23 protein-coding genes and 1 pseudogene are annotated in these 25,812 nt (G+C 60.0%); 16 read left to right on the top strand and 8 right to left on the bottom strand.

Going from position 1 to position 25,812, the window contains the following annotated elements; genetic code table 11:
* Positions 1–54: 54 nt before the first annotated feature.
* The 3 genes from prlC to LOY50_RS00485 all read left to right on the top strand — a co-directional run bounded on the left by prlC (position 55) and on the right by LOY50_RS00485 (position 4,540).
* The gene (gene prlC, locus LOY50_RS00495; protein WP_258690128.1) at positions 55–2,133 is read left to right on the top strand and encodes an oligopeptidase A; all 2,079 of its coding nucleotides are present in this window, start codon (positions 55–57) and stop codon (positions 2,131–2,133) included.
* Positions 2,130–2,408: a YheV family putative zinc ribbon protein gene (locus LOY50_RS00490; RefSeq protein WP_018600854.1), complete on the top strand. Its 279-nt coding sequence runs from the start codon at positions 2,130–2,132 to the stop codon at positions 2,406–2,408. The genes prlC and LOY50_RS00490 overlap by 4 nt, the downstream gene beginning before the upstream one ends.
* Positions 2,409–2,524: 116 nt before the next feature.
* Positions 2,525–4,540, top strand: a complete 2,016-nt coding sequence (locus LOY50_RS00485) for a M3 family metallopeptidase (RefSeq protein WP_258690127.1) — start codon at positions 2,525–2,527, stop codon at positions 4,538–4,540.
* Here LOY50_RS00485 and LOY50_RS00480 read toward each other — a convergent pair.
* Positions 4,516–5,196, bottom strand: a complete 681-nt coding sequence (locus tag LOY50_RS00480; RefSeq protein ID WP_258691282.1) for a tyrosine-protein phosphatase — start codon at positions 5,194–5,196, stop codon at positions 4,516–4,518. The genes LOY50_RS00485 and LOY50_RS00480 overlap by 25 nt on opposite strands.
* 182 nt (positions 5,197–5,378) lie before the next feature.
* Here LOY50_RS00480 and LOY50_RS00475 point away from each other — a divergent pair, with 182 nt between their 5' ends.
* From LOY50_RS00475 to LOY50_RS00465, 3 genes are all read left to right on the top strand, one after another.
* Positions 5,379–6,437: a PA0069 family radical SAM protein gene (locus LOY50_RS00475; protein WP_003196342.1), complete on the top strand. Its 1,059-nt coding sequence runs from the start codon at positions 5,379–5,381 to the stop codon at positions 6,435–6,437.
* A gap of 204 nt (positions 6,438–6,641) precedes the next feature.
* Positions 6,642–7,373, top strand: coding sequence for a carbonic anhydrase (locus tag LOY50_RS00470; RefSeq protein WP_018600861.1), 732 nt, complete (start codon positions 6,642–6,644; stop codon positions 7,371–7,373).
* Between the two features lie 88 nt (positions 7,374–7,461).
* Positions 7,462–8,988, top strand: coding sequence for a SulP family inorganic anion transporter (locus LOY50_RS00465; RefSeq protein ID WP_258690126.1), 1,527 nt, complete (start codon positions 7,462–7,464; stop codon positions 8,986–8,988).
* Positions 8,989–9,508: 520 nt separating this feature from the next.
* On the opposite strand, the gene LOY50_RS00460 is transcribed toward LOY50_RS00465, so the two are convergent.
* Positions 9,509–10,159 (bottom strand): hypothetical protein, encoded by a 651-nt coding sequence (locus LOY50_RS00460; RefSeq protein ID WP_014335872.1) that lies wholly within the window; start codon positions 10,157–10,159, stop codon positions 9,509–9,511.
* 373 nt (positions 10,160–10,532) lie between these two features.
* Between LOY50_RS00460 and coxB the strand changes: the two genes are divergently transcribed.
* The 4 genes from coxB to LOY50_RS00440 all read left to right on the top strand — a co-directional run bounded on the left by coxB (position 10,533) and on the right by LOY50_RS00440 (position 14,920).
* On the top strand, positions 10,533–11,660 hold the full coding sequence (coxB, locus tag LOY50_RS00455) for a cytochrome c oxidase subunit II (protein WP_214511187.1): 1,128 nt from the start codon (positions 10,533–10,535) through the stop codon (positions 11,658–11,660).
* A gap of 82 nt (positions 11,661–11,742) precedes the next feature.
* Positions 11,743–13,335 carry a cytochrome c oxidase subunit I gene (ctaD, locus tag LOY50_RS00450; protein ID WP_003196332.1) on the top strand — a complete coding sequence of 531 codons (1,593 nt, stop codon included), beginning with the start codon at positions 11,743–11,745 and terminating at the stop codon, positions 13,333–13,335.
* A gap of 121 nt (positions 13,336–13,456) precedes the next feature.
* On the top strand, positions 13,457–14,008 hold the full coding sequence (locus LOY50_RS00445) for a cytochrome c oxidase assembly protein (protein ID WP_013691983.1): 552 nt from the start codon (positions 13,457–13,459) through the stop codon (positions 14,006–14,008).
* Between the two features lie 24 nt (positions 14,009–14,032).
* Positions 14,033–14,920 carry a cytochrome c oxidase subunit 3 gene (locus tag LOY50_RS00440; protein ID WP_214511186.1) on the top strand — a complete coding sequence of 296 codons (888 nt, stop codon included), beginning with the start codon at positions 14,033–14,035 and terminating at the stop codon, positions 14,918–14,920.
* A 7-nt stretch (positions 14,921–14,927) separates the two neighbouring features.
* Here the strand turns inward: LOY50_RS00440 and LOY50_RS00435 are convergent, their stop codons facing one another.
* A complete protein-coding gene (locus LOY50_RS00435; RefSeq protein WP_003196325.1) occupies positions 14,928–15,131 on the bottom strand; it encodes a twin transmembrane helix small protein in 204 nt (67 codons plus the stop codon).
* A gap of 70 nt (positions 15,132–15,201) precedes the next feature.
* On the opposite strand from LOY50_RS00435, the gene LOY50_RS00430 reads away from it, so the two are divergent.
* From LOY50_RS00430 to LOY50_RS00410, 5 genes are read left to right on the top strand one after another with little or no spacing between them, the layout of a single operon-like run.
* Complete coding sequence (locus LOY50_RS00430) at positions 15,202–15,939, top strand: SURF1 family protein (RefSeq protein WP_258690125.1); 738 nt, start codon at positions 15,202–15,204, stop codon at positions 15,937–15,939.
* Positions 15,905–16,498, top strand: coding sequence for a hypothetical protein (locus LOY50_RS00425; protein ID WP_028237726.1), 594 nt, complete (start codon positions 15,905–15,907; stop codon positions 16,496–16,498). Before LOY50_RS00430 ends, LOY50_RS00425 begins: the two co-directional genes overlap by 35 nt.
* Positions 16,499–16,508: 10 nt before the next feature.
* Complete coding sequence (locus LOY50_RS00420) at positions 16,509–17,588, top strand: heme A synthase (RefSeq protein WP_214511184.1); 1,080 nt, start codon at positions 16,509–16,511, stop codon at positions 17,586–17,588.
* Entirely contained in the window at positions 17,576–18,475 is a 900-nt protein-coding gene (gene cyoE, locus LOY50_RS00415) for a heme o synthase (RefSeq protein WP_013691978.1), read from the top strand. Before LOY50_RS00420 ends, cyoE begins: the two co-directional genes overlap by 13 nt.
* Positions 18,472–19,107 carry an SCO family protein gene (locus LOY50_RS00410; protein WP_258690124.1) on the top strand — a complete coding sequence of 212 codons (636 nt, stop codon included), beginning with the start codon at positions 18,472–18,474 and terminating at the stop codon, positions 19,105–19,107. The genes cyoE and LOY50_RS00410 overlap by 4 nt, the downstream gene beginning before the upstream one ends.
* Before the next feature lie 982 nt (positions 19,108–20,089).
* On the opposite strand, the gene LOY50_RS00405 is transcribed toward LOY50_RS00410, so the two are convergent.
* The 3 genes and pseudogenes from LOY50_RS00405 to LOY50_RS00390 all read right to left on the bottom strand — a co-directional run bounded on the left by LOY50_RS00405 (position 20,090) and on the right by LOY50_RS00390 (position 21,372).
* The gene (locus LOY50_RS00405) at positions 20,090–20,557 is read right to left on the bottom strand and encodes a hypothetical protein (RefSeq protein WP_258690123.1); all 468 of its coding nucleotides are present in this window, start codon (positions 20,555–20,557) and stop codon (positions 20,090–20,092) included.
* Positions 20,558–20,638: 81 nt separating this feature from the next.
* Entirely contained in the window at positions 20,639–20,881 is a 243-nt protein-coding gene (locus tag LOY50_RS00400; RefSeq protein ID WP_258690122.1) for a hypothetical protein, read from the bottom strand.
* Between the two features lie 12 nt (positions 20,882–20,893).
* A pseudogene (locus LOY50_RS00390) lies at positions 20,894–21,372 on the bottom strand (hypothetical protein).
* 449 nt (positions 21,373–21,821) lie between these two features.
* On the opposite strand from LOY50_RS00390, the gene LOY50_RS00385 reads away from it, so the two are divergent.
* Positions 21,822–22,184 carry a DUF6124 family protein gene (locus LOY50_RS00385; protein ID WP_258690119.1) on the top strand — a complete coding sequence of 121 codons (363 nt, stop codon included), beginning with the start codon at positions 21,822–21,824 and terminating at the stop codon, positions 22,182–22,184.
* 241 nt (positions 22,185–22,425) lie between these two features.
* Here the strand turns inward: LOY50_RS00385 and LOY50_RS00380 are convergent, their stop codons facing one another.
* Together LOY50_RS00380 and LOY50_RS00375 are read right to left on the bottom strand one after the other, a co-directional pair.
* The gene (locus LOY50_RS00380; protein WP_258690118.1) at positions 22,426–24,789 is read right to left on the bottom strand and encodes a S8 family peptidase; all 2,364 of its coding nucleotides are present in this window, start codon (positions 24,787–24,789) and stop codon (positions 22,426–22,428) included.
* A gap of 26 nt (positions 24,790–24,815) precedes the next feature.
* Complete coding sequence (locus LOY50_RS00375; RefSeq protein ID WP_258690117.1) at positions 24,816–25,811, bottom strand: ATP-binding protein; 996 nt, start codon at positions 25,809–25,811, stop codon at positions 24,816–24,818.
* Position 25,812 lies beyond the last annotated feature (1 nt).

Genomic DNA, 25,812 nt, shown 5'->3' with positions numbered 1-25,812 from the left:
CGGTGATAGGCGCTGCTAGCTGCGGTGAACGTCGATTGTAATTAAGATGGGCCCATGTTTCTTCCAGCCAAGGTGTCGACCGTGAGCGTGAACAACCCTCTTTTGCAGCCCTATGACCTGCCGCCATTCTCGGCGATCCGTGCCGAGCACGTGCAACCGGCCATTGAGCAGATCCTGGCTGACAACCGTGCTGCCATCGCCGAACTCCTCAAGACCCAAGTCCAGCAGCCTACCTGGGCCGGCCTGGTGTTGGCGATGGACGAGCTCAATGATCGCCTGGGCGCCGCCTGGAGCCCGGTCAGTCATTTGAACGCCGTGCGCAACAGCCCGGAACTGCGCGAAGCCTACGAGGCCTGCCTGCCGGCACTGAGTGCCTACTCCACCGAGCTGGGCCAGAACCGCGAGCTGTTCCAGGCCTTCGAAGCCCTGGCGAGCAGCCCTGAAGCCGCAGGTTTCGACGTGGCGCAGAAAACCATCCTGGAACATTCCCTGCGTGACTTCCGCCTGTCGGGTATCGACCTGCCGCCGGAGCAGCAGAAGCGCTACGCCGAAGTGCAGAGCAAACTGTCCGAGCTGGGCAGCCGCTTCTCCAATCAATTGCTGGACGCGACCCAGGCCTGGACCAAGCACGTCACCCTTGAGGCCACCCTCGCCGGCCTGACCGACTCGGCCAAGGCGCAAATGGCCGCAGCCGCCCAGGCCAAGGAGCTGGACGGCTGGCTGATCAACCTGGAATTCCCCAGCTATTACGCGGTGATGACCTACGCCGAAGACCGCGCCCTGCGTGAAGAAGTCTACGCCGCCTACTGCACCCGCGCGTCGGACCAGGGCCCGAATGCCGGCCAGAACGACAACGGCCCGGTGATGGAACAGATCCTCGACCTGCGTCAGGAACTGGCCCAATTGCTCGGTTTCGCCAACTTCGCCGAGTTGAGCCTGGCGACCAAGATGGCCGAATCCAGCGATCAGGTCCTCAGTTTCCTGCGGGACCTGGCCAAGCGCAGCAAACCGTTCGCCGCCCTGGACCTGGAACAGCTCAAAGCCTTCGCCGCCGAACAGGGCTGCCCCGACCTGCAAAGCTGGGACAGCGGTTTCTACGGTGAAAAACTGCGCCAGCAGCGTTACAGCGTGGCCCAGGAAGCCCTGCGTGCGTACTTCCCGATCGACAAGGTACTGGGCGGCCTGTTCGCCATCGTGCAACGCCTCTACGGCATCGAGATCGCCGAACTGAAAGGCTTCGACACCTGGCACCCGGACGTGCGCCTGTTCGAAATCAAGGAAAACGGCCAGCACGTCGGCCGCTTCTTCTTCGACCTCTACGCCCGCGCCAACAAGCGCGGCGGGGCCTGGATGGATGGCGCCCGCGACCGTCGTCGCACCTTCGAAGGCGTCCTGCAAAGCCCGGTCGCCAACCTGGTGTGCAACTTCACCCCGGCCGACAGCGGCAAGCCGGCGCTGCTGACCCACGATGAAGTCACCACCCTATTCCACGAATTCGGCCATGGCCTGCACCACCTGCTGACCCGTGTCGAACATGCTGGCGTGTCCGGCATCAACGGCGTGGCCTGGGATGCCGTGGAGCTGCCGAGCCAGTTCATGGAAAACTGGTGCTGGGAGCCCGAAGGCCTGGCGCTGATTTCCGGCCACTACGAAACCGGCGAGCCCCTGCCCCAGGACCTGCTGGAGAAAATGCTCGCGGCGAAAAACTTCCAGTCCGGCCTGATGATGGTCCGCCAGTTGGAGTTCTCGCTGTTCGACTTCGAGCTGCACGCCACCCACGGCGATGGCCGCAGCGTGCTGCATGTGCTCGAAGGCGTGCGCGACGAAGTGTCGGTCATGCGTCCACCGGCCTATAACCGCTTCCCCAACAGCTTCGCCCACATCTTCGCCGGCGGTTATGCGGCGGGCTACTACAGCTACAAATGGGCGGAAGTGTTGTCGGCCGACGCGTTCTCCAAGTTCGAAGAGGACGGCGTGCTCAACGCCGACACCGGGCGAGCCTTCCGTGAAGCCATCCTGGCCCGTGGCGGCTCGCAGGAGCCGATGGTGCTGTTCGTCGACTTCCGTGGCCGTGAGCCGTCGATTGACGCACTCTTGCGCCACAGCGGCCTGACCGAGGACGCGGCAGCATGAGTGAGGGACCTGTGATTACCAAGCGACGCTTTATCGCCGGGGCGGTCTGCCCGGCCTGCAGCGAGCCGGACAAATTGATGATGTGGAACGAAGACGGCGTGCCCCACCGTGAATGCGTGGCCTGCGGTTATTCCGACACACTCAACGAGCAAGGCCTGTCGGTGCCCAAGGAATTGGGTACCCGGGTCAATACCTCGGCGCTCAAGGCGCCGGACGCCAAGGTCCAGGCGGTGCAGTTTTTCCCCAACCCGAAGCTGAAGAAAAAAACCGACTGACATCTTTGGCATCACCTTCCGGGCCGCCCGGCCCGGAAGCGTTACATATGTACCGCAGCGCCTCATGCATTCCTCATCAGACTGGCCTGACACGTCCAGACTGACAGGAAGCCTCCATGTACCGCCCTTATGCTCCCCTCTTGCAGGCCTATGTCCTGCCACCTTTTTCAAACATCCGCGTCGAACACTTCTCTCCCGCGCTAGACCAGATCATTGCCGAAAGCCGTGCCAAAGTCGCCGAGATCATCAAGACCCAGACACCGTACCCTACGTGGGATGACCTGGTGTTGGCGATGGATGAAATCCACGCACGCCTGAAAAGCTTCGGCTTTGTATTGGAACTCATGGCGTCGACCAGGATTGATGATGCCTGGGGACAGGTTTCGGACGATTGCCAACAACGGCTGCAAGATTTCCAGCGATTGCTGATGCAACATCCCGAACTGTTTCAGCTTTACCAACGCTTGGCGAACAGCCAGATCGCCCTGCATTTCTCCCCCGTGCGAAAACGAACGCTGGCAAAAATCCTGCGGCGGTTGCGCCAGAATGGCATGGGATCGCCGTCACCGGAGAAGCTCAATGACCTGAAGCTACGTATCCAAGGCGCCCAGACCTTGTTCCTTGAGCACTTGCACGCCGCGAACAAAGCGTGGAGCAAAATACTCCATGATGAAGCCCAATTGAGTGGCCTGCCGTCATCCTTCAAGCAGCTCATGGCCGAGCAAGCCCGTGAAAAGGGCGGCACAGGCTGGCTGCTGACCCTCAACGACGAGTCGTTTCGCATCGTCACCCGTTACGCCGACGATCCTGTCTTGCGCAAGCAAATGTACGCTGCCTATAGCACCCGCGCATCGGATCAAGGGCCGCAGGCCGGGGTTTACGACAACGGCGAAGTGCTGCGCCAATTGCTCAGGGATCGGTATGCACTCGCCAAACTGCTGGGCTATTCAAGCTACGCGCAGATGGCAGTCGAGCCAGAGCAAGCGCAGTCGCCAGAAGACGTCATGACGTTCTTGCAAGGGCAGCTAGACCAACAGGAAACCGTGTTTGCCGAAGATGCGAAGCAACTGGAGGCGTTTGCCAAGACGCAACATGTCAACGAATTAACACCCTGGAATGTGCAGTACCTGGCAGAAAAACTTCGTCGGCAAACGGCCGGTATCTCGGAGCAGGACGTCAGCGCCTGGTTCGCACTGGAACCGACTTTTGCCCAGCTGCTGCTGATCGCCACGGATCTGTTTGGCGTGGACTTCATCGAACGCCAGGACGTGACGAGCTGGCATCCGCAGGTGCGTCTTTTCGAAGTCCGAGAGGGGGGCGAAACCCTCGGCTACTTTTATTTCGATCCCTTCGAATATGCGGATCAGAATGGCTTTCCCAATACCACTACCCTGCGAAACCGCCGCATCACCGCCGAGGGCCGGCCGCGTTATCCCATCGCGGTGCTGCATGGCTGGTTGCCGCGCGGTTCCAGCACCAGCCCCCTGTTGCTGGATTATCGGCAACTGCGAGTGCTCTTCCACGAATTAGGGCACTGCCTGCACCATGTGTTAAGCCGGGTTGAATACCGCGACGTCTCGGGCATCACCGCGCTCAGCCGGGACGCGGCCGAATTCGCTGGCGTGTTGTTCGAACAGTGGTGCACCGCCAAAGAATTCCTCATCCGGATATCGAAGCACCACCAAACCGGAGCACCGTTGCCGGACAAAGTCGCCGATCAGTTGAGGGTCTATCTACAGACCCAAACCAGTTGGGGCATTGCGGGGCAGATACGCGATGCGTTATTCGACATGGAACTGCACCACAGCCACGGTGACGGTTGTACCGCCCAGCAAGTATTCGAGCAAGTGCGTGCAAAAGTAGGCCACTTGCCGGTGTTCATGCACGAACGCTGGCCCAATGGCCTGGATTACATGGTCACAGGCTACGCCGCCGGGATTTATACCTACCTATGGTCCACGAGCCTGGCCAGGGTGGTGTTCGAACGATTCAAGCGCAACGGCTTATTCGATAGGGAAACCGGCAGGGCGTTGCGTGAAACGGTATTCGAGCGGGGCGATTCACGACCGCTGTCCGAGTCCATCGAGGCTTTTTTACACGCAACCGATCACCGTGCTGGAACCAGCGCTTGAGGGTCAAGGTGACGCGCCGGGGTCGTTGAATTGACCCAGCTTTCCAGGGAACAAAGGGCAAAGACGCTGGTGCTGCAATCGCCATTCGCCAGCGCCACGCGGAGTTTGTCGACATCGGCCTGCATCATGTAGCGCACGCCGTCCTTGAAGTGATGACTGTCACCGAAGCCCCCTTCGGTCATTTCGTTCAAGGCATCCTCTTTGCTCCACCCCTGCACCACCACCCGGTACATGGCGGCGACCAGGCCGGTGCGGTCCGAGCCGTGCTTGCAGTGCATCAGCACCGGCCCCTTGGCTTCGGCCGCCTGGACGGCGCGCAAAGCCCTGAGGATATCGCTGTCATCGACATGATTGGTGCGATAGGGCAACTGCACTTGCTCGATGCCGGGGGTGGACAACCAACGCTTGTCCGACTCCGGCAGGAAGGTGATGACCGTGCCGATCCTGAGTTTGCTCAACAAGGGCAACGCTCCGCCATCCGGCAGGGAGCTGCGGTAGAGCGTCGGTGACATCTGGTAGAGGTTGTAGTCCTTTTCCACCGGCTGCGCCCATTCCGCGGGCCTCGCGTCAGGGGCATCGGCCGCTTGGGCGGGGATCTCGGCCAGCCCGATGAGCAAGGCCAGGCACAGCAGTGAACGGGAACAGAGCTTGAGCATGCACGGACGACCGAAAATGGAGAGATACAAGAGGCTCAGTGTCGGCTCGCTGCGGTTAAAAGCCTGTGAGGAGAATGTCAAAGCGTTGTGAACGATGATCGGGGATTCGGGCTGCTGAATGGCACTGGCCTTAATCGAAGGCAACGAATACTGTATGCACATACAGCTTTCGGAGTACTCCCATGTCAGCGTCTCTTCCGCCTCGCGGCCGCGGCACCGCGACCAACCCGCACAACCGCTTCGCCCCGAGTCGCTCGGTGGCCGAAGATGACGGCTGGTATCAGGAAGTCCCGCCGACCCAGGGCACCGAAGTGCGCATCGAAATGGCCAAGACCATCATTACCCGCAACACCTCGTCCGATATCCCCTTCGATCGCTCGATCAACCCGTACCGAGGCTGCGAACACGGCTGCATCTACTGCTATGCGCGGCCCAGCCATGCCTATTGGGACATGTCGCCGGGGCTGGATTTCGAAACGAAGCTGATCGCCAAGACCAATGCCGCCGATGTGCTGGAAGAGCAATTGTCCCGGCGTGGCTATCAATGTGCGCCGATCGCACTGGGGTCCAACACCGATCCCTATCAACCTATCGAACGCGAACAGCGGATCACCCGCAGGATTCTCGAGGTGCTGCTGCGCTATCGGCATCCGGTGACCATCGTCACCAAGGGATCGCTGATCCTGCGCGACCTGGACCTGCTGACCGAGCTGGCGCAACAACGCCTGGTGCACGTGATGATCAGCCTCACCACCCTGGACGATGAGCTCAAGCGTATTCTCGAACCCCGCGCGGCGGCGCCCAAGGCGCGGTTGCGGGCGATCAAGGTCATGCGCGAGGCGGGCATTGCCGTGGGGGTGCTGTGTGCACCGATGATCCCGATGATCAATGACAGCGAGATCGAGAGCCTGCTGACCGAAGCCCACGCCGCCGGCGCGCAGAATGCCGCCTACGTCATGCTGCGCCTGCCGCTGGAAGTCGCGCCGCTGTTCGAGGAGTGGTTGCAGGCGCACTACCCGCAGCGCGCCGCCCACGTGCTGAGCCTGGTGCGCCAGAGCCGCGGCGGCGAACTGTATGACAGCCGCTTCGGTGCGCGGATGCGCGGTGAAGGCCCGTTCGCCGACCTGCTGGCCCAGCGTTTCGCCAAGGCCCTCAAGCGCTTGGGGCTTGAGCGTCGCGACGGATACAATCTTGATTGCGATGCCTTCTGTCCGCCGGGCCGACAGATGTCCTTGATTTGATTAAAGTTGACCTTGGAACAGCGCTGGGCATGAGCTGCGCCAGTGTTTTGCCACCCCTGTAATCATTGTTCTAGAGCCTTCGATTTCAGTTTGAGTTAAGTTTCGGCCGCTACCTTGTTCAGCGAGTGACTGATGGGTCGGACATGTCGACCTGGATGTTTTTAACCAGCCACTGGCGTCATACCGTCAAAAAGAGGATGAATCATGAGTGACAAGGATAAACAGCCGTTGGCTGCGTCGGCTTCAGCCCAACCCCAGGCGGAAACCGCCGATGCAGCGCTGCAGCATATTGTTGACGGCTTTTTGCATTTCCATCACGAGATCTTTCCGCAACAGGAAGAACTCTTCAAGAAACTCGCCACCGCCCAGACGCCCCGGGCGATGTTCATCACCTGCGCCGATTCGCGCATCGTGCCCGAGTTGATCACCCATAGTTCCCCCGGCGACCTGTTCGTGACCCGTAACGTCGGCAACGTCGTTCCACCTTATGGGCAAATGAACGGCGGCGTCTCCACCGCCATCGAATACGCCGTACTGGCCCTCGGCGTGCAGCACATCATCGTCTGCGGCCATTCCGATTGCGGCGCCATGCGTGCCGTGCTCAACCCGGACACCCTGGAAAAAATGCCCACGGTCAAGGCCTGGCTGCGCCACGCTGAAGTGGCCAAGACCATGGTCCACGACAACTGTCCGTGTGGCGACGAAAAACAGACCATGTCGATCCTCACCGAAGAGAACGTAATCGCGCAGTTGCAGCATTTGCGAACGCATCCCTCGGTCGCATCGCGCATGGCCAATGGTCAGTTGTTCATCCATGGCTGGGTGTACAACATCGAGACCAGCGAGATCAAAGCCTATGACGCGGACCAGGGACGCTTCCTGCCGCTCGATGGCAGCCATCCGATACCGGTGGCGACGCCCAAAGCGCGCTTCTAACCACTCCTAAACTTGTGTGGTTCAAGCCTTGCCGGCATTTGCGCGGTAGGGCCTTGCCATGCCTGAAGAAAACTTCGGGAGAGTCGCCATGCGTGCTCAATTAAAAGCTGTTCTGCCACGGGAGCTATTGGCTTCGGTGGTGGTGTTTCTGGTGGCGCTGCCCTTGTGCATGGGCATTGCCATCGCGTCCGGCCTGCCACCGGCCAAAGGCCTGATCACCGGCATCATCGGTGGCCTGGTGGTGGGTTTCCTGGCCGGTTCCAAGCTGCAAGTCAGTGGCCCGGCCGCCGGGTTGGCGGTGCTGGTCTTCGAATTGGTGCGCGAGCATGGCGTGGCCATGCTCGGGCCGATCCTGTTGCTGGCCGGTCTGCTGCAATTGTTGGCCGGGCGCTTTCGCCTCGGCTGCTGGTTCCGGGTCACCGCGCCGGCGGTGGTGTACGGGATGCTCGCGGGTATTGGCGTGCTGATCGTGTTGTCCCAGGTCCATGTGATGCTCGACGCGGCGCCCAAGCCGTCAGGGCTGGATAACCTCGCGGCGTTCCCGGCGGCGGTGGCCCAGGCCTTGCCGTCCTTCGGCTGGCAGGCCGGCTTGCTCGGTTTGTCGACGATTGCGGTGATGTGGTTGTGGGAGAAGTTTCGTCCCCACAGCCTGCGCTTCGTTCCCGGCGCCTTGCTGGGTGTGGGCCTGACGACCGTCGCCAGCCTGCTGCTGGCCTTGCAGGTCAAGCGCGTGGAAGTCCCGGAGAACCTCGCCGAAGCGATTGATTGGCTGCGTCCGGCGGACCTGCTGAACCTGGCCGACCCGACGCTGCTGGTCGCCGCGTTCGCGGTCGCCTTCATTGCCAGCGCCGAAACCCTGTTGTCGGCGGCCGCCGTGGACCGCATGCACAGCGGTGATCGTGCGGACTTCGACCGGGAACTGTCGGCGCAAGGTATCGGCAACATGCTCTGCGGCCTGCTCGGCGCCCTGCCGATGACTGGGGTGATCGTGCGCAGTTCGGCCAACGTCCAGGCCGGGGCCACCACCCGGATGTCGACGATTTTCCACGGCCTGTGGTTGTTGCTCTTCGTGCTATTGCTGTCCAGCGTGCTGCAAAGCATTCCGGTGGCGAGCCTGGCGGGGGTGTTGGTGTACACCGGCTTCAAACTGGTGGACCTCAAGGCGTTTCGCAGCCTGGGCCGCTATGGCCGGATGCCGATGTTCACCTACGCCGCAACGGCGTTGGCGATCATCTTCACCGACCTGCTGACCGGTGTGCTGATCGGCTTCGGCCTGACCCTGGCGAAACTGGCCTGGAAAGCCTCACGGCTGAAAATCAGCCTGATCGACCTGCCCCAGGAAGGCGAGATGGAACTGCGACTGGTCGGGGCCGCGACCTTCCTCAAGGTGCCGGCGCTGACCCAGGTGCTGGGCAGCATACCGACAGGCGCGACCGTGCATGTGCCGCTCAATAACCTGAGCTACATCGATCACTCGTGCCTGGAACTGCTGGAAGAATGGGGCCGGGCGAATGCCAGCAAGGGTTCGAAGCTGCTGATCGAATCCCGCGGGCTCAAGCGCCGGCTGGAAGGGCGCTTGCGTACCACGGTAGGGGTTGGTGCCGCCTCAGCCTGACACCTCAAGTCCAAATGTGGGAGCGAGCTTGCTCGCGATAGCGGTGTATCAGCCAACTGCGATGTGGCTGATCCAATGCAATCGCGAGCAAGCTCGCTCCCACAGGGGTTGGGTGTAGGGCGCATGATTGATGAACACCACAGATCCAATGTGGGAGCGAGCTTGCTCGCGATAGCGGTGTATCAGCCACCTGCGATGTGGCTGATCCAATGCAATCGCGAGCAAGCTCGCTCCCACAGGGGTTGGGTGTAGGGCGCATGATGGATGAACACCACAGATCCAATGTGGGAGCGAGCTTGCTCGCGATAGCGGTGTATCAGCCACCTGCGATGTAGCTGATCCAATGCAATCGCGAGCAAGCTCGCTCCCACAGGGGTTGGGTGTAGGGCGCTTGATGGATGAACACCACAGATCCAATGTGGGAGCGAGCTTGCTCGCGATAGCGGTGTATCAGCCACCTGCGATGTGGCTGATCCAATGCAATCGCGAGCAAGCTCGCTCCCACAGGGGTGGGGGTTGATCAAGCCGCTGGCTGATCCAGCTCCAACCCAACGCCCAGCTGGCGCGACAGGCACGGCCAGCGCTTCCAGGCAGCGCCCGTGTCCGGGCTGCCGAGTTTCTCCCGGTAAGACTCCACCGACTCCAGCGCAAAGCTGTCTTCGTCGAGCATTTCGTCCACGGCGTGATGCACGGCTTCATCCAGCTGGTTGGCGAACGGTTCGCCGATCAAATGGTGAGCGATCAGGTTGGCGACCGTCATGTCCAGCGGGATCAGCGGTTGGCTGAAATGCTTGATGTACAGGTCGTTGACCTCCTCCACCAGCCGATGGGCCAGGTAGGCTTCATCCAACAGGCTGTCCAGACCGACGTGGCCTTCCATCAGCTTGGGTGGCTGGAGGAAAAACTGTTCGGCGATTTTCAGTACCGGCTTGATCTGCGATTCGATCCCGGCTTCGCGGGCCACTTCGTTGGCGGCGTCCAGCAGGTCTGGCACTTGTTCGATGTAAGCGGTGACAAAACGGGTCATGACGCCCTTCGCGTCGATGTCTGGCAATTGGATCGCGGCGTGCAGATGCGGTAACTGGGCCTCCAGCTGGCGGGTCAATTGGCCGGTCTCGGCCTCGTGTTGTTGGGCTTTTTGGATCTGCTCGCGCAATGCGGCGGTGTTCATGAAAACTCCAGGAAACAAAGGCAATGAAATAGGGAAGACATAACTTAGCTGGCGCAAAAACACTCCTAAGACCTAATTTTCATAACCGCCCCTTCCTTGCTACAGCACAGTTATATCGGTTTGCCATCACTCAGGTTCGCATCCTTCTCCATTCGTGGGCTCTAGCGCAAGCCCCGGCTGTTTCAAACGATTTACGCCATCGCGTTGCGAGGTTGCAGGTGCTGTCTATACTCGGGTTGGAATGGAGTTAGCTGATGACACCCGATTGCATGTGCAGCAAGGCGCGGCGAGTCAATTAAGCAGTCTGAATAGCCGATCCCTTGCCGCAGGCTTTACGCCTACGGGATAACAAGAACGATAAGGGGAACCCGCAATGACGCGACATCCACACGTATGGATGGGCCTCCTGTTGTGGTCGATTTTCAGTCAGGCACAAGCGGCCTGGACTGTGAATATGGCGCCTGGAGCGACACAGATCAGCAATGCAGTGTTCGACCTGCACATGACCATTTTCTGGATCTGTGTGGTCATCGGCATCATCGTCTTCGGCGCCATGTTCTGGTCGATGATGATGCACCGCCGCTCAACCGGCCAAAATGCCGCGCATTTCCACGAAAACACCCGCGTCGAAATCCTCTGGACCATCGTGCCCTTCGTGATCCTGGTGCTGATGGCGATTCCTGCCACCGCCACCCTGATCAAGATGTACGACTCCAGCGAGTCGGACATCGATATCCAGGTCACTGGCTATCAATGGAAGTGGCACTACAAGTACCTGGGCCAGGACGTCGAGTTCTTCAGCAACCTGGCGACCCCCGCCGAACAAATTCATAACCAGAGCGCCAAGGGCGAGCACTACCTGCTGGAGGTCGACAAGCCGCTGGTGCTGCCGGTCGATGCCAAGGTGCGCTTTCTGGTGACCTCCGCCGACGTGATCCACTCCTGGTGGGTGCCAGCCTTCGCGGTCAAGCGCGATGCGATCCCAGGGTTCGTCAACGAAGCCTGGACCCGCGTCGACAAGCCCGGCCTGTACCGTGGCCAGTGCGCCGAGCTGTGCGGCAAGGACCACGGTTTCATGCCGATCGTGGTGGAGGTCAAGAGCAAGCCCGACTACGAAAAATGGCTGGGCGAACGCAAGGCCGAAGCCGCGCAGCTTAAAGAGCTGACCAGCAAGGAATGGACCCTGGACGAGCTCAAGGAACGTGGCGACAAGATCTACCACACCACCTGCGTGGCCTGTCACCAGGCCGAAGGCCAGGGCTTGCCGCCGATGTTCCCGGCCCTCAAGGGCTCGAAAATCGCCACCGGGCCCAAGGCTGATCACCTGAGCCTCGTCTACCACGGCAAGCCCGGCACCGCCATGGCCGCGTTCGGCAAACAGTTGTCGGAAGTCGATATCGCCGCAGTCGTGACCTATGAACGCAACGCCTGGGGCAACAACAAGGGCGACATGGTTACGCCTAAAGAAGTGCTGGAACTCAAACAGGCAGAAAGCAAATGAGCCGGCCTGACGTTCGTTCCCGCAATCGGTCGGGGCTCACCGCCCCGCACCGTCCAGCCCACTCGTTCGAAGGAGACAGGACATGAGTGCTGTGATCGATGACCACGGTCATGCCGGCGCCGACCACGCCCATGGCCCCGCCAAGGGCCTGATGCGCTGGGTACTGACCACCAACCACAAGGATATCGGCACGCTGTACCTGTGGTTCGCGTTCTCCATGTTCCTGTTGGGCGGCTCGTTCGCCATGGTGATCCGCGCCGAGCTGTTCCAGCCCGGCCTGCAGATCGTGGAGCCGGCGTTCTTCAACCAGATGACCACCATGCATGGCCTGGTGATGGTCTTCGGCGCGGTGATGCCGGCGTTCGTCGGCCTGGCCAACTGGATGATCCCGTTGATGATCGGCGCGCCGGACATGGCCCTGCCGCGCATGAACAACTTCAGCTTCTGGCTGTTGCCGGCCGCGTTCCTGCTGCTGGTGTCGACGTTGTTCACCGCCGGTGGCGGGCCCAACTTCGGTTGGACCTTCTACGCCCCGCTGTCCACCACCTATGCGCCGGAAAGCGTGACGTTCTTCATCTTCGCCATCCACCTGATGGGCATCAGCTCGATCATGGGCGCGATCAACGTGATCGCCACCATCCTCAACCTGCGTGCCCCCGGCATGACCCTGATGAAAATGCCGCTGTTCGTCTGGACCTGGCTGATCACCGCGTTCTTGCTGATCGCGGTGATGCCGGTGCTGGCCGGCTGCGTGACGATGATGCTGATGGACATCCACTTCGGCACCAGCTTCTTCAGTGCCGCCGGCGGCGGTGACCCGGTGCTGTTCCAGCACGTGTTCTGGTTCTTCGGCCACCCCGAGGTGTACATCATGATCCTGCCGGCCTTCGGTGCCGTCAGCTCGATCATCCCGGCCTTCTCGCGCAAGCCGTTGTTCGGCTACACCTCGATGGTCTATGCCACGGCGGCCATTGCGTTCCTGTCGTTCATCGTCTGGGCGCACCACATGTTCGTGGTTGGCATTCCGCTGGTGGGCGAGCTGTTCTTCATGTACGCGACCCTGCTGATCGCCGTGCCCACCGGGGTGAAGGTGTTCAACTGGGCCAGCACCATGTGGCAAGGCTCGCTGACCTTCGAGACGCCGATGCTGTTTGCCGTGGCCTTCGTGATCCTGTTTTCCATCGGTGGTTTCTCCGGGCTGATGCTGGCCATCGCCCCGGCGGACTTCCAGTACCAGGACACCTACTTCGTGGTCGCGCACTTCCACTACGTGCTGGTGCCCGGCGCGATCTTCGGGATCTTCGCCTCGGCCTACTACTGGCTGCCGAAATGGACCGGCCACATGTATGACGAAACCCTCGGCAAGCTGCACTTCTGGCTGTCGTTCGTCGGGATGAACATGGCGTTCTTCCCGATGCACTTCGTCGGCCTGGCGGGCATGCCCCGGCGGATTCCCGACTACAACCTGCAGTTCGCCGACTTCAACATGGTCTCGTCCATCGGCGCGTTCATGTTCGGCACCACGCAGATCTTCTTCCTGTTCATCGTGATCAAGACCATCCGTGGCGGCCCGCCCGCACCGGCCAAGCCGTGGGATGGTGCCGAAGGGTTGGAGTGGAGCGTGCCTTCGCCGGCGCCGTATCACACCTTCACTACGCCGCCGGAAGTGAAATAGATGACACATGGCGCCTGTGTGGGAGCGAGCTTGCTCGCGATAGCGGTGTATCTGACACACCGAGTCGTCGCTATCGCGAGCAAGCTCGCTCCCACAGGGTTCTGGGTAGGGACTGGAAATCATGGCTGATTCGATTTCGATGAAGAAACTGGTCACCCGCCTGCTGCTGGTGGTGGTGGCCATGTTCATCTTCGGGTTTGCCCTGGTGCCGATCTACGACGTGATGTGCAAGGCGTTCGGCATCAACGGCAAGACCGGCGGGCAGTACGAGGGCGAGCAGACCGTCGATGAGTCCCGCCAGGTGCGGGTGCAGTTCCTGTCGACCAACGCGGTGGACATGGTCTGGGATTTCTACCCCAAGGGCGACCAACTGGTGGTCAAGCCGGGGGCGGTGAACGAGATGGTGTTCGTCGCCCACAACCCCACCAACCGGCCAATGAGCGCCCAGGCGGTTCCGAGTATCTCGCCCAGCACTGCGGCGGCGTATTTCCACAAGACCGAATGTTTTTGTTTTACCCAGCAAGTGCTGCAACCCGGCGAACGCATCGAAATGCCCATGCGCTTCATCGTCGACCGGGACATGCCCAAGGAAGTGAAGCACCTGACGCTGTCCTACACGCTGTTCGATATCACCGCTCGTCATCCACCGGTGGCTCTAAACACTGACCGATAGCGTGCCCGATAAGGAGAACAATAAATGGCAACTCACGAACACTATTACGTTCCGGCCCAGAGCAAATGGCCGATCATCGCCACGGTCGGGATGTTCGTCACGGTGTATGGCCTGGCGACCTGGTTCAACGACCTGAAGGCGGCGCGCCCGGAATCCCATGGCCCGCTGATCTTTTTCGTCGGCGGCCTGCTGGTGGCCTACATGCTGTTCGGCTGGTTCGGCGCGGTGGTCAAGGAAAGCCGCGCCGGGCTGTACAGCGCACAACTCGACCGCTCGTTCCGCTGGGGCATGAGCTGGTTCATCTTTTCCGAAGTGATGTTCTTCATCGCCTTCTTCGGTGCGCTGTTCTATGTGCGCAACATCTCGGCGCCAGGCCTGGCGGGTGAAGGTACCAAGGGCCTGTCACACATGCTCTGGCCGAGCTTCGAGTTCGCCTGGCCATTGCTGAACAACCCCGACCCGAAACTCTTCCCGGCGCCCAAGGAAGTCATCAGCCCCTGGGGCTTACCGTTGCTCAATACCGTGCTGCTGGTCAGTTCCAGCGTCACCGTCACCATCGCCCACCATGCCCTGAAGAAAGGTCATCGCGGCGCGCTGAAACTCTGGCTGGCGATCACCGTGCTGCTGGGTTGCGCCTTCCTGGGCTTCCAGGCCGAAGAATACATGCACGCCTACAAGGAACTGGGCCTGACCCTGGGCTCCGGCGTCTATGGCGCGACCTTCTTCATGCTCACCGGTTTCCACGGCGCCCACGTCACCATCGGCACGATCATCCTGTTCGTCATGCTGATGCGGATCATGCGCGGGCACTTCGACAACGAGCATCAGTTCGGCTTCGAGGCGGCGAGCTGGTACTGGCACTTCGTCGATGTGGTGTGGATCGGCTTGTTCGTCTTCGTCTACGTGCTCTGAGGCGCGACTACCAGGGCGCGTGGGACACCAACTGGCCGCTGAAAAAACCCCAGGCGATCAAGCCGACGGTGACGGCGGCCAGGCTGACCCGGATCGCCAGGGCGATGACCAGGCGATTGGAATTGCTGTCGTCCTTGACCAGAAAAAACAGACCGCTGAACAGGCTGACAACCGTGGCAATCAGCATCAGGACGATGGCTGCTTTTAGCATTAGGGACACTCCGGGGGGACGCGATGCACGTGAGTATAGCTATCCCGTTCGACGGCTTTCGGACGGCGCCATGAAAGGCTTCCGGCCAGGCCTCGTGCCGTCACTGGTGGTGGCCGTGCTGGTGCCCGTGATGGTGTGCCTGGGGTTCTGGCAATTGAGCCGCGGCGAACAGAAGCGCGTGCTCATGGAAAATTACGCCGAGCGCCGCGTCGCGCCGCCGATGGACAGCACCGAGCTTACGCACACCGCCGATCCGGCCTTTCGACCGGTCACGCTGCAAGGCCAGTTCGACGCCGAGCACAGCATCCTGCTGGATAACCGCCAGCACGACGGCAAGGTCGGCATCGAGTTGCTGCAACCGTTCCTCGACCACCGCACCGGGCTGTGGCTGCTGGTCAATCGCGGCTGGTTGCCCTGGCCCGACCGGCGCACCCCGCCGGTCTTCAACACGCCGGAACAACCGGTGAGCCTCCAGGCCTGGGTCTACGTCGCCCCGGGCGCGACCTTCCAGCTTCACGCCGACCCGGCCGGCGCCCCGTGGCCGCGACTGGTCACCACCATCGAACCGGACAAGCTCTGGGCCGAACTGGGCCGCAGCGGCTTCACCTATGAATTACGCCAACAAAGCGGCCCCGGCGCCTACCGAACCGATTGGCCGGTGGTCGCCATGGGTCCGGAAAAACACCTCGGCTATGCCGTGCAGTGGTTCGCCATGGCGACGGCGCTGTTCGGCCTGTTCCTTTATCTCGGATGGCACAACGCAGGGAGACACCATGGGAAACACCATGAATCCAACCAACACGTCTGAGGCGCCCGTAGCGCCCAACCGTCGCAAGGGACGCCTGCAACTGCTGCTGATCGTGCTCGGGGTGGTCGGCCCGATGATCCTGGCCACCGGCATGTACAAGTTCCAGTTCTGGGTGCCCGACAGCCGCAGCTACCACGGCGAACTGATCGGCAACGGCCAGACCCGCGCCGAGATCGGCGTACAGGCCGATGAACAGCGCTGGCAGATCCTGGTCACGGCACCGCAGGAATGCTCGGTGGATTGCCGGCAACTGGTGTACCTCGCCCGGCAGGTGCAGATCGGCCTTGGCCGCGACGCGTCCCGCGCCAGCCACGCCTTGGCCATCGCGCAACCGCTGGACGCTGAATATGACGGGCAATTGCAGCGTGAATACCCGCAATTGCAACGCTACCCACTGGACCTGCCGGCCTATCAGAAAGGCGCCCAGGGCTCCGGCGGCGCGCAACTGTGGATCATCGATCCCCACAGCAACCTGGTGCTGCGCTACGACGCCCGGGTCAAGGGCAAGGACCTGCTCAACGACCTGCGTCACCTGCTGAAACTGTCGAACATCGGATGAGGGCATCGACATGGCCAAACCTGGATTTCGCCTCGCGCTGTTTGCCACGCTGCTGGCGTTGATCGTCGTTCTGCTGGGCGCCTACACCCGGCTCACCCACGCCGGCCTCGGCTGCCCGGACTGGCCCGGTTGCTACGGTTTCATCAGCGTGCCCAAGAGCGAAGCCCAACTGGCCCATGCCGAGCTGCATTTCCCCGACACCCCGGTGGAGGCCCATAAAGGCTGGAACGAGATGGTCCATCGCTACTTTGCCGGGACCCTGGGGCTGTTGATTACCCTGTTGGCCGCCCGGGCCTGGATGAACCGCCGTCACCCCGGCCTGCCGTTGAAACTGCCGCTGTTCCTGCTGGCCGTGGTGTTCGCCCAGGCGGCGTTCGGCATGTGGACCGTGACCCTCAAGCTGTGGCCGCAGGTGGTGACCGGGCATTTGCTCGGCGGCTTCGCGACATTGAGCCTGCTGTTTCTGCTCACCTTGCGTTTGTCCGGCGTGTTGCCGGCGCTGACCGTGCCCAAGCGCCTGCAACACTGGGCCACGGCCGGGCTGCTGCTGGTGATCGGCCAGATCGCCCTGGGCGGTTGGGTCAGTTCCAACTACGCCGCCGTGGCCTGCATCGATTTCCCCACCTGCCACGGCCAATGGTTGCCACCGGCCGATTTTGCCAACGGCTTCCACCTGACCCAGCACATCGGCCCGAACTACCTGGGCGGGCAACTGGACAGCGACGCCCGCACCGCCATCCACCTGACCCACCGCATCGGCGCGTTGCTGGTGACCGTGGTGTTGCTGGGGCTGGCCTGGCAATTGAAGAGCGTCGGCATGACCCGGCTGGCCGGGCTGGTGCTGGCCGCACTGGCGGCGCAGATCACCCTGGGCATCAGCAACGTGCTGTTCCATCTGCCGTTGCCGGTGGCCGTTGCCCACAACGCCGGGGGCGCGGCACTGCTGCTGACCCTGGTATTGGTCAACTATCACGCCCGGACCAGCCTGGTCCGGGTCAAGCATCAAGTCCCGCTGCGCTGGCGGTTCAACCCGCCTAAACACGGCGCCAGCCCCATAACAATAAAAGGAGAGATGCCATGGCAACCTTGACCGGTGAACGCCACAGCCAAGCGATATGGCGCGATTACCTGGAGCTGACCAAGCCCAAAGTGGTGGTGCTGATGCTGATCACCTCGCTGGTCGGCATGTTCCTCGCCACCCGTGCCGGCGTGCCGTGGACGGTCCTGGTGTTCGGCAACCTGGGCATCGCCCTATGTGCCGGCGGCGCGGCGGCGGTCAACCATGTGGTGGACCGGCGCATCGACGCGGTGATGGCCCGCACCCACAAACGGCCATTGGCCGAGGGCCGGGTCTCACCGGCCGCCGCCCTGACCTTCGCCCTGGCACTGGCCGTGATCGGCCAGGCCTTGCTGCTGGCGTTCACCAACCCGCTGACAGCCTGGCTGACCCTGGCCTCGTTGCTGGGGTATGCGGTGGTCTATACCGGTTTCCTGAAACGGGCGACGCCGCAGAACATCGTCATCGGCGGCCTGGCTGGCGCGGCACCACCGCTGCTGGGCTGGGTGGCGGCCACCGGTCATGTCAGCGCCGAACCGCTGCTGCTGGTGCTGATCATCTTCGCCTGGACCCCGCCGCATTTCTGGGCCCTGGCGATTCACCGCAAGGAGGAATACGCCAAGGCCGACATCCCGATGCTGCCGGTGACCCACGGCGAGCACTACACCAAGATCCATATCCTGCTGTACACCCTGGTGCTGCTGGCGGTGAGCCTGATGCCGTTCGTGATCCATATGAGCGGGATGCTGTACCTGGTTTGCGCGCTGGTGCTGGGCGCCAGGTTTCTGCAATGGGCCGTGGTGTTGTACCGTGGCAGTCGGCCGCACGCGGCGATCAACACCTTCAAGTACTCTATTTATTACTTGTTCCTGCTGTTCATCGCCCTGCTTGTAGATCATTACTTACTGTTGAGCCTATGACTCGAACCCAGAAAACCGTCTTCATCCTCGTGGCCGTGATCGCACTGATCCTCGGCCTGACCATCAACAAGGTGCTGTCCGGCAAAGGCCAGGGCGACCCGACGGCGCTGATCGATGCCGGCATCATCCTGCTGCCCCAGAGCCGCAACCTGCCGGACGTGAAGATGACCGACCAGGACGGCCAGCCCGTGGCGATGGACGGGTTGAAAGACAAATGGAGCCTGCTGTTCTTCGGCTACACCTTCTGCCCGGACATCTGCCCGACCACCCTCGCCCAACTGCGCCAGATCAAAAGCGAACTGCCGCCCGAGGCTGTGGATAAGTTGCAGATCGTACTGGTCAGCGTCGACCCGAACCGCGACACGCCCAAGCAACTCAAGCAGTACCTGGGGTACTTCGATCCGCAGTTCATAGGCCTGACCGCCGCCTCGGTGGAAGACCTGCAGAAACTGGCGAATGCAGTGAGCATTCCGTTCATCCCGGCGGACACCAGCAAACCCAACTACACGGTTGATCACAGCGGCAACCTCGCCGTGATTGGCCCGGACGGCACCCAGCGTGGGTTTATCCGGGCGCCGTTGAATAACCAGAAGTTGGTGGCGCAGTTGCCGGAGATGCTCAAGCGTAAATAAGCCCAAGGCGCGCGCATCCCGCCTGGGGTGTTCAAATACTGCATCCCCCTGTGGGAGCGAGCTTGCTCGCGATGAGGCCCGCTAAGACCCCCCCGTGGCGAGGGAGCTTGCTCCCGCTCGGCTGCGCAGCAGCCGCAAAACCAGACGATGCGGTTTGCCAGAAGAAATGCAGGGGCCTGCTACGCAGGCCAGCGGGAGCAAGCTCCCTCGCCACAGGGGTTAGTGTCGAACCGAATATCCAGCCCAACACCGCTCCCACCCCTGGCGGTGGCGAACACAACATCCGCAACACCCCCAACCCCCTGTGGGAGCGAGCTTGCTCGCGATGACGCCAGCCCAGACAACCCCGTGGCGAGGGAGCTTGCTCCCGCTCGGCTGCGCAGCAGCCGCAAAACCAGACGATGCGGTTTGCCTGGAAAAATGCAGGGGCCTGCTACGCATCCCTCGCCACAGGGGTTAGTGTCGAGCCGAATATCCAGCCCAACGCCACCCACTGTGGGAGCGGGCTTGCTCGCGAAAGCGGCGGGTCAGCTTGCATCAATATTGAATGTGCCACCCTCTTCGCGAGCAAGCTCGCTCCCACCCCTGGCGGCGGTGAAGACAGTATCTGCAACACCCCCAACCCCCTGTGGGAGCGAGCTCGCTCGCGATGAAATCGCCCCAGTTCCAGCGCAGAACACCCCACCCGCATCACCAAAAAACCTCCCTCCTACAGCCCTCACCTACACCCCACTATCAGTTTCCGCAGCTGAAAAGTACGCGTCCGACATTGAACCCTTTACTTTCAGCTGAGGTGTCCAGAGGCAGATTTCACGTAGCAGCGTGTAAAAAAGGCATTTTCACGGGTCGATGATCAGGCAGTTTTTGATGACCGACTTTTTCAACAGAATCGGCCGATAGCAGTCGTTCACACGTCGTTTCTTTCAGTCCGAGGCAACTGTAACGAACGGCGAGATTAATCGCAGGTAGATAGCTTACGCAGCTAGTCCCAGTCCATTTTGATGTTTTCTTGCTTTCGGAACTCGTCCAGCACGCTCTGATAATGTGACCTTTCAAAGGTCAGGCAGGGTATCGCGTCGTACCAGTCAACAGATGGAAGTTCCAACGTAATCAAATCCTTTAGCAAGCCAAATCGGCTCCACTGGACCTGATGCTCATCAGCGCACTGCTCAGCGACAATAACGGTGCAGGTCAGGTCTAGGTCATCAGAGCAGACAAGCAAGGGAACCAGGGTCTTCCATCCCGGCGCAGTGGAATAGATCCGATCCCATATCAGCCAAGTATCTTCATCGCTGTACAAGCCTGCATGGGCCGCGACGAGATGAAGCTCAGCATCCGGGTTATGCCTAGGCAGCCAAACCTCCAGAGGTACTCCGTCAACGGCAAAGGTCGGATAGAAGCCGATGCTGTACTTCGATTTATGGCTTGCGATTGAAATCAGGTTGGTCATCGATCCCCTCTATTCCTAGAAATACGTAGAGCCCACTTAAGGGATTGATTTTCTGATATTAAATCCGCCCGCCTTTCCCGCTCAGCCAACCTCCTCAAACCGCCGCCGCTTCATGAACAATCCCATCCCTATCGCCACGGCAAAAGCCGACAGCAACCCCAGATCAAACCCCAACAAGCGGGTCTCACCGGCCAAAACGCAGCCAACCGCACCCGCCGCCGCCAACACCACGCCTAGCCACTTGCGTAGCAGATAGGGTTTGAGGAATCGATCGAGCAGAAAGGACACCACCAAGGCAATGACCAATTGAGTAATGTCGGACATATACGTCTCCGGTCAGGCCTTGATGATCAATGTCGAGAGGGTGCGTTGCGGGCCGATACCGCCGTTGACCTGCGCCTCGATGCTGACCAGTACGTCGCCAGCATGGTAGGTGGGTAGAATTTGATTGGTATACGCGCGTACACCCACCCCTACAGATGCCGCCACCTAAGGGGGGCCACAGCCTTGGCGGCGGAAGCGAAGGCCGCGGCTGTAAGGGTGGCGATCGTGGTGCGCTGGGCGTTGAGGGCGTCGCCCTGTTGCCGGGTGAGCGGCTTGGAGATGCCGATCATCATCACGCACGGCAGGTTTTTGGCCAGCATCTTGTCGTACACCTCGACGACCTTGCTGTTGACTTCATAGTGGGCACTTTTCGCTTCGCCAAAATGCAGCTCGCGCAAGCGTCCGCGTTCGCTGTCGGTGAGGGTGATCTGCGAGACGTTGAAGACGATCCCGTGATTGCCCATGTATTGGAAAGTCCCTTCGAACTTCATCGCCCGTATCCTTTTGGGGTAAAGGTGGCAATTCTCTGCAACGGGCGGATCGGATTCAAATCATTTCGTATCGCTGGATTGAGCAAAACAACCCACCTTCATCGCCAAAACACTCCTCTCCTACAGCCCCCGCCTACAACGTCCATCTAGCTACGCATCCTTGCGCCTTTGCCTACAACTACGCCAGAATCCGCCCGCTTGTGCGCCTTGTCCCTGGGTTTTATTGTCTTCCTGCCACTGCCCATCAGTGGTCGGGTTTAGTAGCCCGGTTTACGTCTCGGTGCACGATTCTCATCAGTCAGGCGTTGCCTGTTCTCGATGGTGGCTGTGCGCATGGCACCTTCGGGTGCGCCGGGTTTGACGTAATCACCGGTCTACTAACTTGCGCGCAGCCGCCACCCTTTCGTTTAGTAGCGAGAGGGCTGTGGCCTAATTGAGAGATTACGTCAATGTTCAAAACGACCCCGAATCCGCCAAAAGCAGATTCCACCTCTACATCCGCAAAATCCAAAGCCAAGCAGCAAGACGAAACCACCAAACGGGTGCTCGATCACTACTTGCTACCGAAATCGGATAAATCCAAAGACGAGCCCAAACCGGGGCAGCTGTACGCCGTCGTGAAAGGCCTCGATAACGAATGCCTGCTTGCCAACCTCACTGAGACGTTGGCTTCGGCTGATGCCATGGTGAGTGATCTGGCGTTTGATCTGGAGGGATCGAGGCGGCACGTGGCGCAGGGGATTCAGCAGTTGATTGAGTTGAGTTCGTTGCTTGCGAATCGGGTGTTGGATAACGTGGAACCGCGGCAGTAGGATTTTCCACCAGCGAAAAACCCGACGTTTTGCGTCGGGTTTTTGGTTCTTCTATCCGTTAGAAGCGGACGAATAATCTCTAAAATATTCTCAAATTTTTTCCCGCATACCCCACCACTATCCTTCCTAGCGATAGGCTGCAAACGGACATAAGCGGACCTTTGAATCGACGTCTATTTTATATCTTTTCAAAGTACTGCCGTGCCAGCACTCAGGGCAGAGGGGCACGACGCAGATATATTTAGTGGCTCAGGCCAATCCGCGGACGGACACGCACACGTTGCTCAACGTGTTGGTAGATCTGCACACCAGCTCGATGGGCAACTTCAACAACTACTGCGTATCGCTGCTCAGTTAAAAAGTCGGCCCAACCAGACTCGCAGCGGACGACTAGGTAGTAAGTGTCCCCGTATTGAGTTAGCTCGCCACGCTTAAAGGTTACGCAGCTTGTTTGCACCGTGCCTTTCTCTCGCAAGGTCGGCCCGGGATTCATGTCGCAAACCTTGGAAGCAGCAATCTGGGGGGCGGGACCTTCCTGTTTGGATCTCCTGCGGAAATGCTCCACCACTTCATCTAGGCTTACGCCACGAAGCACGCGGTAACTCATGTGTACACCGGCATAGTCGACTCTTGTATGTCGCACCGGTGGGTCGTATGCCAGGGTGATCGTTATCGTGCGGTCGCCTGGTTGATTGAGGTACGGCTCAGGAATCGGGATCTCGAAGACAGCAAAGTTGTCTAGGGCCAAGGCATCTTCTGCATACAGGACGACACGCGCGTCATCGGAGTACGCGGCTCTCTCAACACCAATAAATCCGTTGCCGCAGATATGGCGGGTAGCCTCAGGGGCCAAATGGATCAGACGCTGCTTGGCCTGGTCCGGCACCGTTGCAGCTCCAACCAAAAGAGCCCTTAACAGGTTTGCCGAAGCCTCGGGAAAGCGCCCCAGTAGTTGGGCCGCTTTATGAGCGGCCATGGGTGTAGAATATGACGTGCCTGAGGCAGTCCGAAGCATCTGCTCTAGGTAGCGATGATTTAACGTAAGAATCCCTGCGCTTGGTTGATCGTATCCGGTACGTGGGCCGGCAAGAGGGTCATAAACCAGTGTTCCCCCAAGATCCACCAGATCTGGTTTTATAGCCCCCCCAATGCCAGGACCGACGCGAGAGAATGGTGATGGCTCATACGGACCAGTAATCGGTCGAATGCCAACTGCAGCATCTTGAGGCGCTTGGTCAATGCCATTTCCATGAGCAATAGAGCCAATGGTTAGGACGTTGAGAGCCGCTGATGGCTCCAGAAAGCGGTTAGAAGGCTCTAAGAGATACTCAGGATACCCAGTGACGCTTTCCTCCTGGCGCTCCCCCTGCCGCGGCATTCGATTACCCGCCGATACCAAGATCAGAACATCCAGCTCGCGAGCAAGCTCATCCAGGGTGGCTGTCCAGGGACCAACTTTACCGCCGGCATACGGTGCGCTTTTTATATCAGCCAGAGAAATGCTGAAAATCCTGCAACCAAAATCTCGGTTCAAGGTGGTTAGGGCATCGCGCATTTGATTGGTAATCAGGCTGTGGTCGTCAAATCCGCCATGATTATTGACGACGCGCGCTGAGCATATCCGCGCCGCGCAAACCAAATCGCCGCCTTCGGCTAACTGGGCTCGCAAATCTCCAAATGCAGCAACTCCCGCCACCCGAGTTCCATGCCCAAACTCATCAGCAGCACCCAGATTTTCAGGTACACCGATAGCCCCGACTACGACGCCTTCCAGCAATGGATGCGCGTTGATACCGCTATCGAGAATTCCAATGACCGGAGCGTTCTCGAGAATTTCGACTCTGGGGAAGTCCGCCAAGTTGAGTTCGAGAGCATCTCGAGTGAACGTGTCGGGCTGGGGAGGGAGGTCGATGACCGCGATGACTTCAATGGAAAGGAGATCGATCAGAAGGTGCCCTGGCACTTCGATGCGCAGCAGTGAAATCGCGGGCCCGTTGTACCGGTCATAGACATTGCCGCCCTGTTGCTCAATGAGTTCTGTCAACTCATCGAGCTTTGCGCTTCGTATTTGGGCTGCCCCGATGTTCCATATCTCAAGATCGAGCAGCATTTGCGCCTCTGGATTAATGTCATCCAGATCACCAAATCCCTCGTCTCTGAGGCGCATGCCCAGTCGGTCGCGCGGCTCGACCGTTCCAATGGATTCAATTCCGGAGACAAAACCCGCATAGGGGGGATTTTTCTGCCCAGCGGGGACATCGCCACCGAACGAAGCAAGCTGGCTACGAAAATGAGCGAGGTCACCGCTGGACGAGAAGAGAACTAGCGTCTTGTCCGGATCACTGGATAAGAGCTCCAATCCCGCATTATGCCAGTCCTGCTCCAGTAAGCCCTCTGTCATCCTCACCCGGATGATGAGCGACGGATCGACAATGCCTGGCCGCTTTCGAGCAACTTGTTGATCAACAGCCTGTGCTAGCTCATCTGTAAGCCGAGCACTGTGCTCTCTGGGGGACCTAGGAACCGACGACCCGAAGCCAGGTTTTTTCCTGCGGGGGAGCTCCGTTGGGAGTCGAATTAAGCGAAGGTGATCGTAGCGGGCCATCCTGACCTCAAGTGTCGTTAGCTAGTTCAGAGCCTTGCGCGTCCGGCCCTTCTTCGACTCTCGTCTGCAATCGCAGCGGTGAAGTCGGATTCGGCGACTCCCTTGCGGCGAGCAATTAAAGGTGCCTTGATCGTTTGAATGCAGATTCGCTCAATTTCCGCGAAAGAATAGCCTTCCAGACGATCAACATACTTATCCAGATCAAAGTCGATCACGACATTTTTGAACTTGGTCTTCAGGAAACGTTTGATGAGTGCCTGGTCTGGTTTGTCGAACCATATGACCTCATCGAACCGTCTCCATATTGCTGGATCCAGTGAACTATCGAGGTTAGTTGCAGCGATCATGAAGCCGCGTGGGTGGATACGATCGATGAACAACAGGAGGCTATTCACGACCCGACGTAATTCGTTGTGCTCTGCTGAGTCGTCGCGCGAACGAGCCAATGCGTCGAACTCGTCGAGGAACAGGACACACGGTTGTCGCTTGGCAAACTCAAATATCTTCCGTACGTTTCCAGCAGTTTCGCCCAGGTAAGACGAGATCAGTCGGTCGAGCTTTACCACGAAGAGAGGCAACCCGAGCTCAGCGGCAAACACCTCTGCACAGAGTGTTTTGCCACACCCGGGAGGACCGCAGAATAGAAGCTTGGACCTCACAGCCAACCCATGACGCCGAATTTCTTCGGAGCGCCTGTACTCCAGGAGGAGGCCATCAAAAACACGCGTATTGGCGTGCGAAAGGGTGATGTCTTTGTGCGAATGAACCGGATCGACTCTTTCAACAAAATCGTCGGCAGCGTCGGGGAACGGGATTAACGAAGCCAGCTTTTGGGAAGGTGGCTGTTTGCTTGAGCGAATGTTCGCTGACGTGGCGTTGTCAAGCGTGTGACGAAGAGACCTGGCAAGAACGCGATTGTTCTTCTGCTCTTCTTCAAGAATGATCTGCTCGGCAACAGCGCGGAACTCCTCGTCCCGGCCATAGCTTGCCAGCAGCTTTTTCAACAATTCGCCACGTGCCATA

The sequence above is a fragment of the Pseudomonas sp. B21-010 genome, assembly GCF_024749325.1.
GTDB classification, from domain to species: domain Bacteria; phylum Pseudomonadota; class Gammaproteobacteria; order Pseudomonadales; family Pseudomonadaceae; genus Aquipseudomonas; species Aquipseudomonas kilonensis.
The sequence above is the reverse complement of the archived record's forward strand: the minus strand, read 5'-3'. Positions and strand labels throughout refer to the sequence as shown.

Excerpts from the sequence above, each read along its gene's own strand:
- prlC (WP_258690128.1), top strand. The coding sequence starts at position 55 with ATGTTTCTTCCAGCCAAGGTGTCGACCGTGAGCGTGAACAACCCTCTT.
- LOY50_RS00490 (WP_018600854.1), top strand. The coding sequence starts at position 2,130 with ATGAGTGAGGGACCTGTGATTACCAAGCGACGCTTTATCGCCGGGGCG.
- LOY50_RS00485 (WP_258690127.1), top strand. The coding sequence starts at position 2,525 with ATGTACCGCCCTTATGCTCCCCTCTTGCAGGCCTATGTCCTGCCACCT.
- LOY50_RS00480 (WP_258691282.1), bottom strand. The coding sequence starts at position 5,196 with ATGCTCAAGCTCTGTTCCCGTTCACTGCTGTGCCTGGCCTTGCTCATC.
- LOY50_RS00475 (WP_003196342.1), top strand. The coding sequence starts at position 5,379 with ATGTCAGCGTCTCTTCCGCCTCGCGGCCGCGGCACCGCGACCAACCCG.
- LOY50_RS00470 (WP_018600861.1), top strand. The coding sequence starts at position 6,642 with ATGAGTGACAAGGATAAACAGCCGTTGGCTGCGTCGGCTTCAGCCCAA.
- LOY50_RS00465 (WP_258690126.1), top strand. The coding sequence starts at position 7,462 with ATGCGTGCTCAATTAAAAGCTGTTCTGCCACGGGAGCTATTGGCTTCG.
- LOY50_RS00460 (WP_014335872.1), bottom strand. The coding sequence starts at position 10,159 with ATGAACACCGCCGCATTGCGCGAGCAGATCCAAAAAGCCCAACAACAC.
- coxB (WP_214511187.1), top strand. The coding sequence starts at position 10,533 with ATGACGCGACATCCACACGTATGGATGGGCCTCCTGTTGTGGTCGATT.
- ctaD (WP_003196332.1), top strand. The coding sequence starts at position 11,743 with ATGAGTGCTGTGATCGATGACCACGGTCATGCCGGCGCCGACCACGCC.
- LOY50_RS00445 (WP_013691983.1), top strand. The coding sequence starts at position 13,457 with ATGGCTGATTCGATTTCGATGAAGAAACTGGTCACCCGCCTGCTGCTG.
- LOY50_RS00440 (WP_214511186.1), top strand. The coding sequence starts at position 14,033 with ATGGCAACTCACGAACACTATTACGTTCCGGCCCAGAGCAAATGGCCG.
- LOY50_RS00435 (WP_003196325.1), bottom strand. The coding sequence starts at position 15,131 with ATGCTAAAAGCAGCCATCGTCCTGATGCTGATTGCCACGGTTGTCAGC.
- LOY50_RS00430 (WP_258690125.1), top strand. The coding sequence starts at position 15,202 with ATGAAAGGCTTCCGGCCAGGCCTCGTGCCGTCACTGGTGGTGGCCGTG.
- LOY50_RS00425 (WP_028237726.1), top strand. The coding sequence starts at position 15,905 with ATGGGAAACACCATGAATCCAACCAACACGTCTGAGGCGCCCGTAGCG.
- LOY50_RS00420 (WP_214511184.1), top strand. The coding sequence starts at position 16,509 with ATGGCCAAACCTGGATTTCGCCTCGCGCTGTTTGCCACGCTGCTGGCG.
- cyoE (WP_013691978.1), top strand. The coding sequence starts at position 17,576 with ATGGCAACCTTGACCGGTGAACGCCACAGCCAAGCGATATGGCGCGAT.
- LOY50_RS00410 (WP_258690124.1), top strand. The coding sequence starts at position 18,472 with ATGACTCGAACCCAGAAAACCGTCTTCATCCTCGTGGCCGTGATCGCA.
- LOY50_RS00405 (WP_258690123.1), bottom strand. The coding sequence starts at position 20,557 with ATGACCAACCTGATTTCAATCGCAAGCCATAAATCGAAGTACAGCATC.
- LOY50_RS00400 (WP_258690122.1), bottom strand. The coding sequence starts at position 20,881 with ATGTCCGACATTACTCAATTGGTCATTGCCTTGGTGGTGTCCTTTCTG.
- LOY50_RS00385 (WP_258690119.1), top strand. The coding sequence starts at position 21,822 with ATGTTCAAAACGACCCCGAATCCGCCAAAAGCAGATTCCACCTCTACA.
- LOY50_RS00380 (WP_258690118.1), bottom strand. The coding sequence starts at position 24,789 with ATGGCCCGCTACGATCACCTTCGCTTAATTCGACTCCCAACGGAGCTC.
- LOY50_RS00375 (WP_258690117.1), bottom strand. The coding sequence starts at position 25,811 with ATGGCACGTGGCGAATTGTTGAAAAAGCTGCTGGCAAGCTATGGCCGG.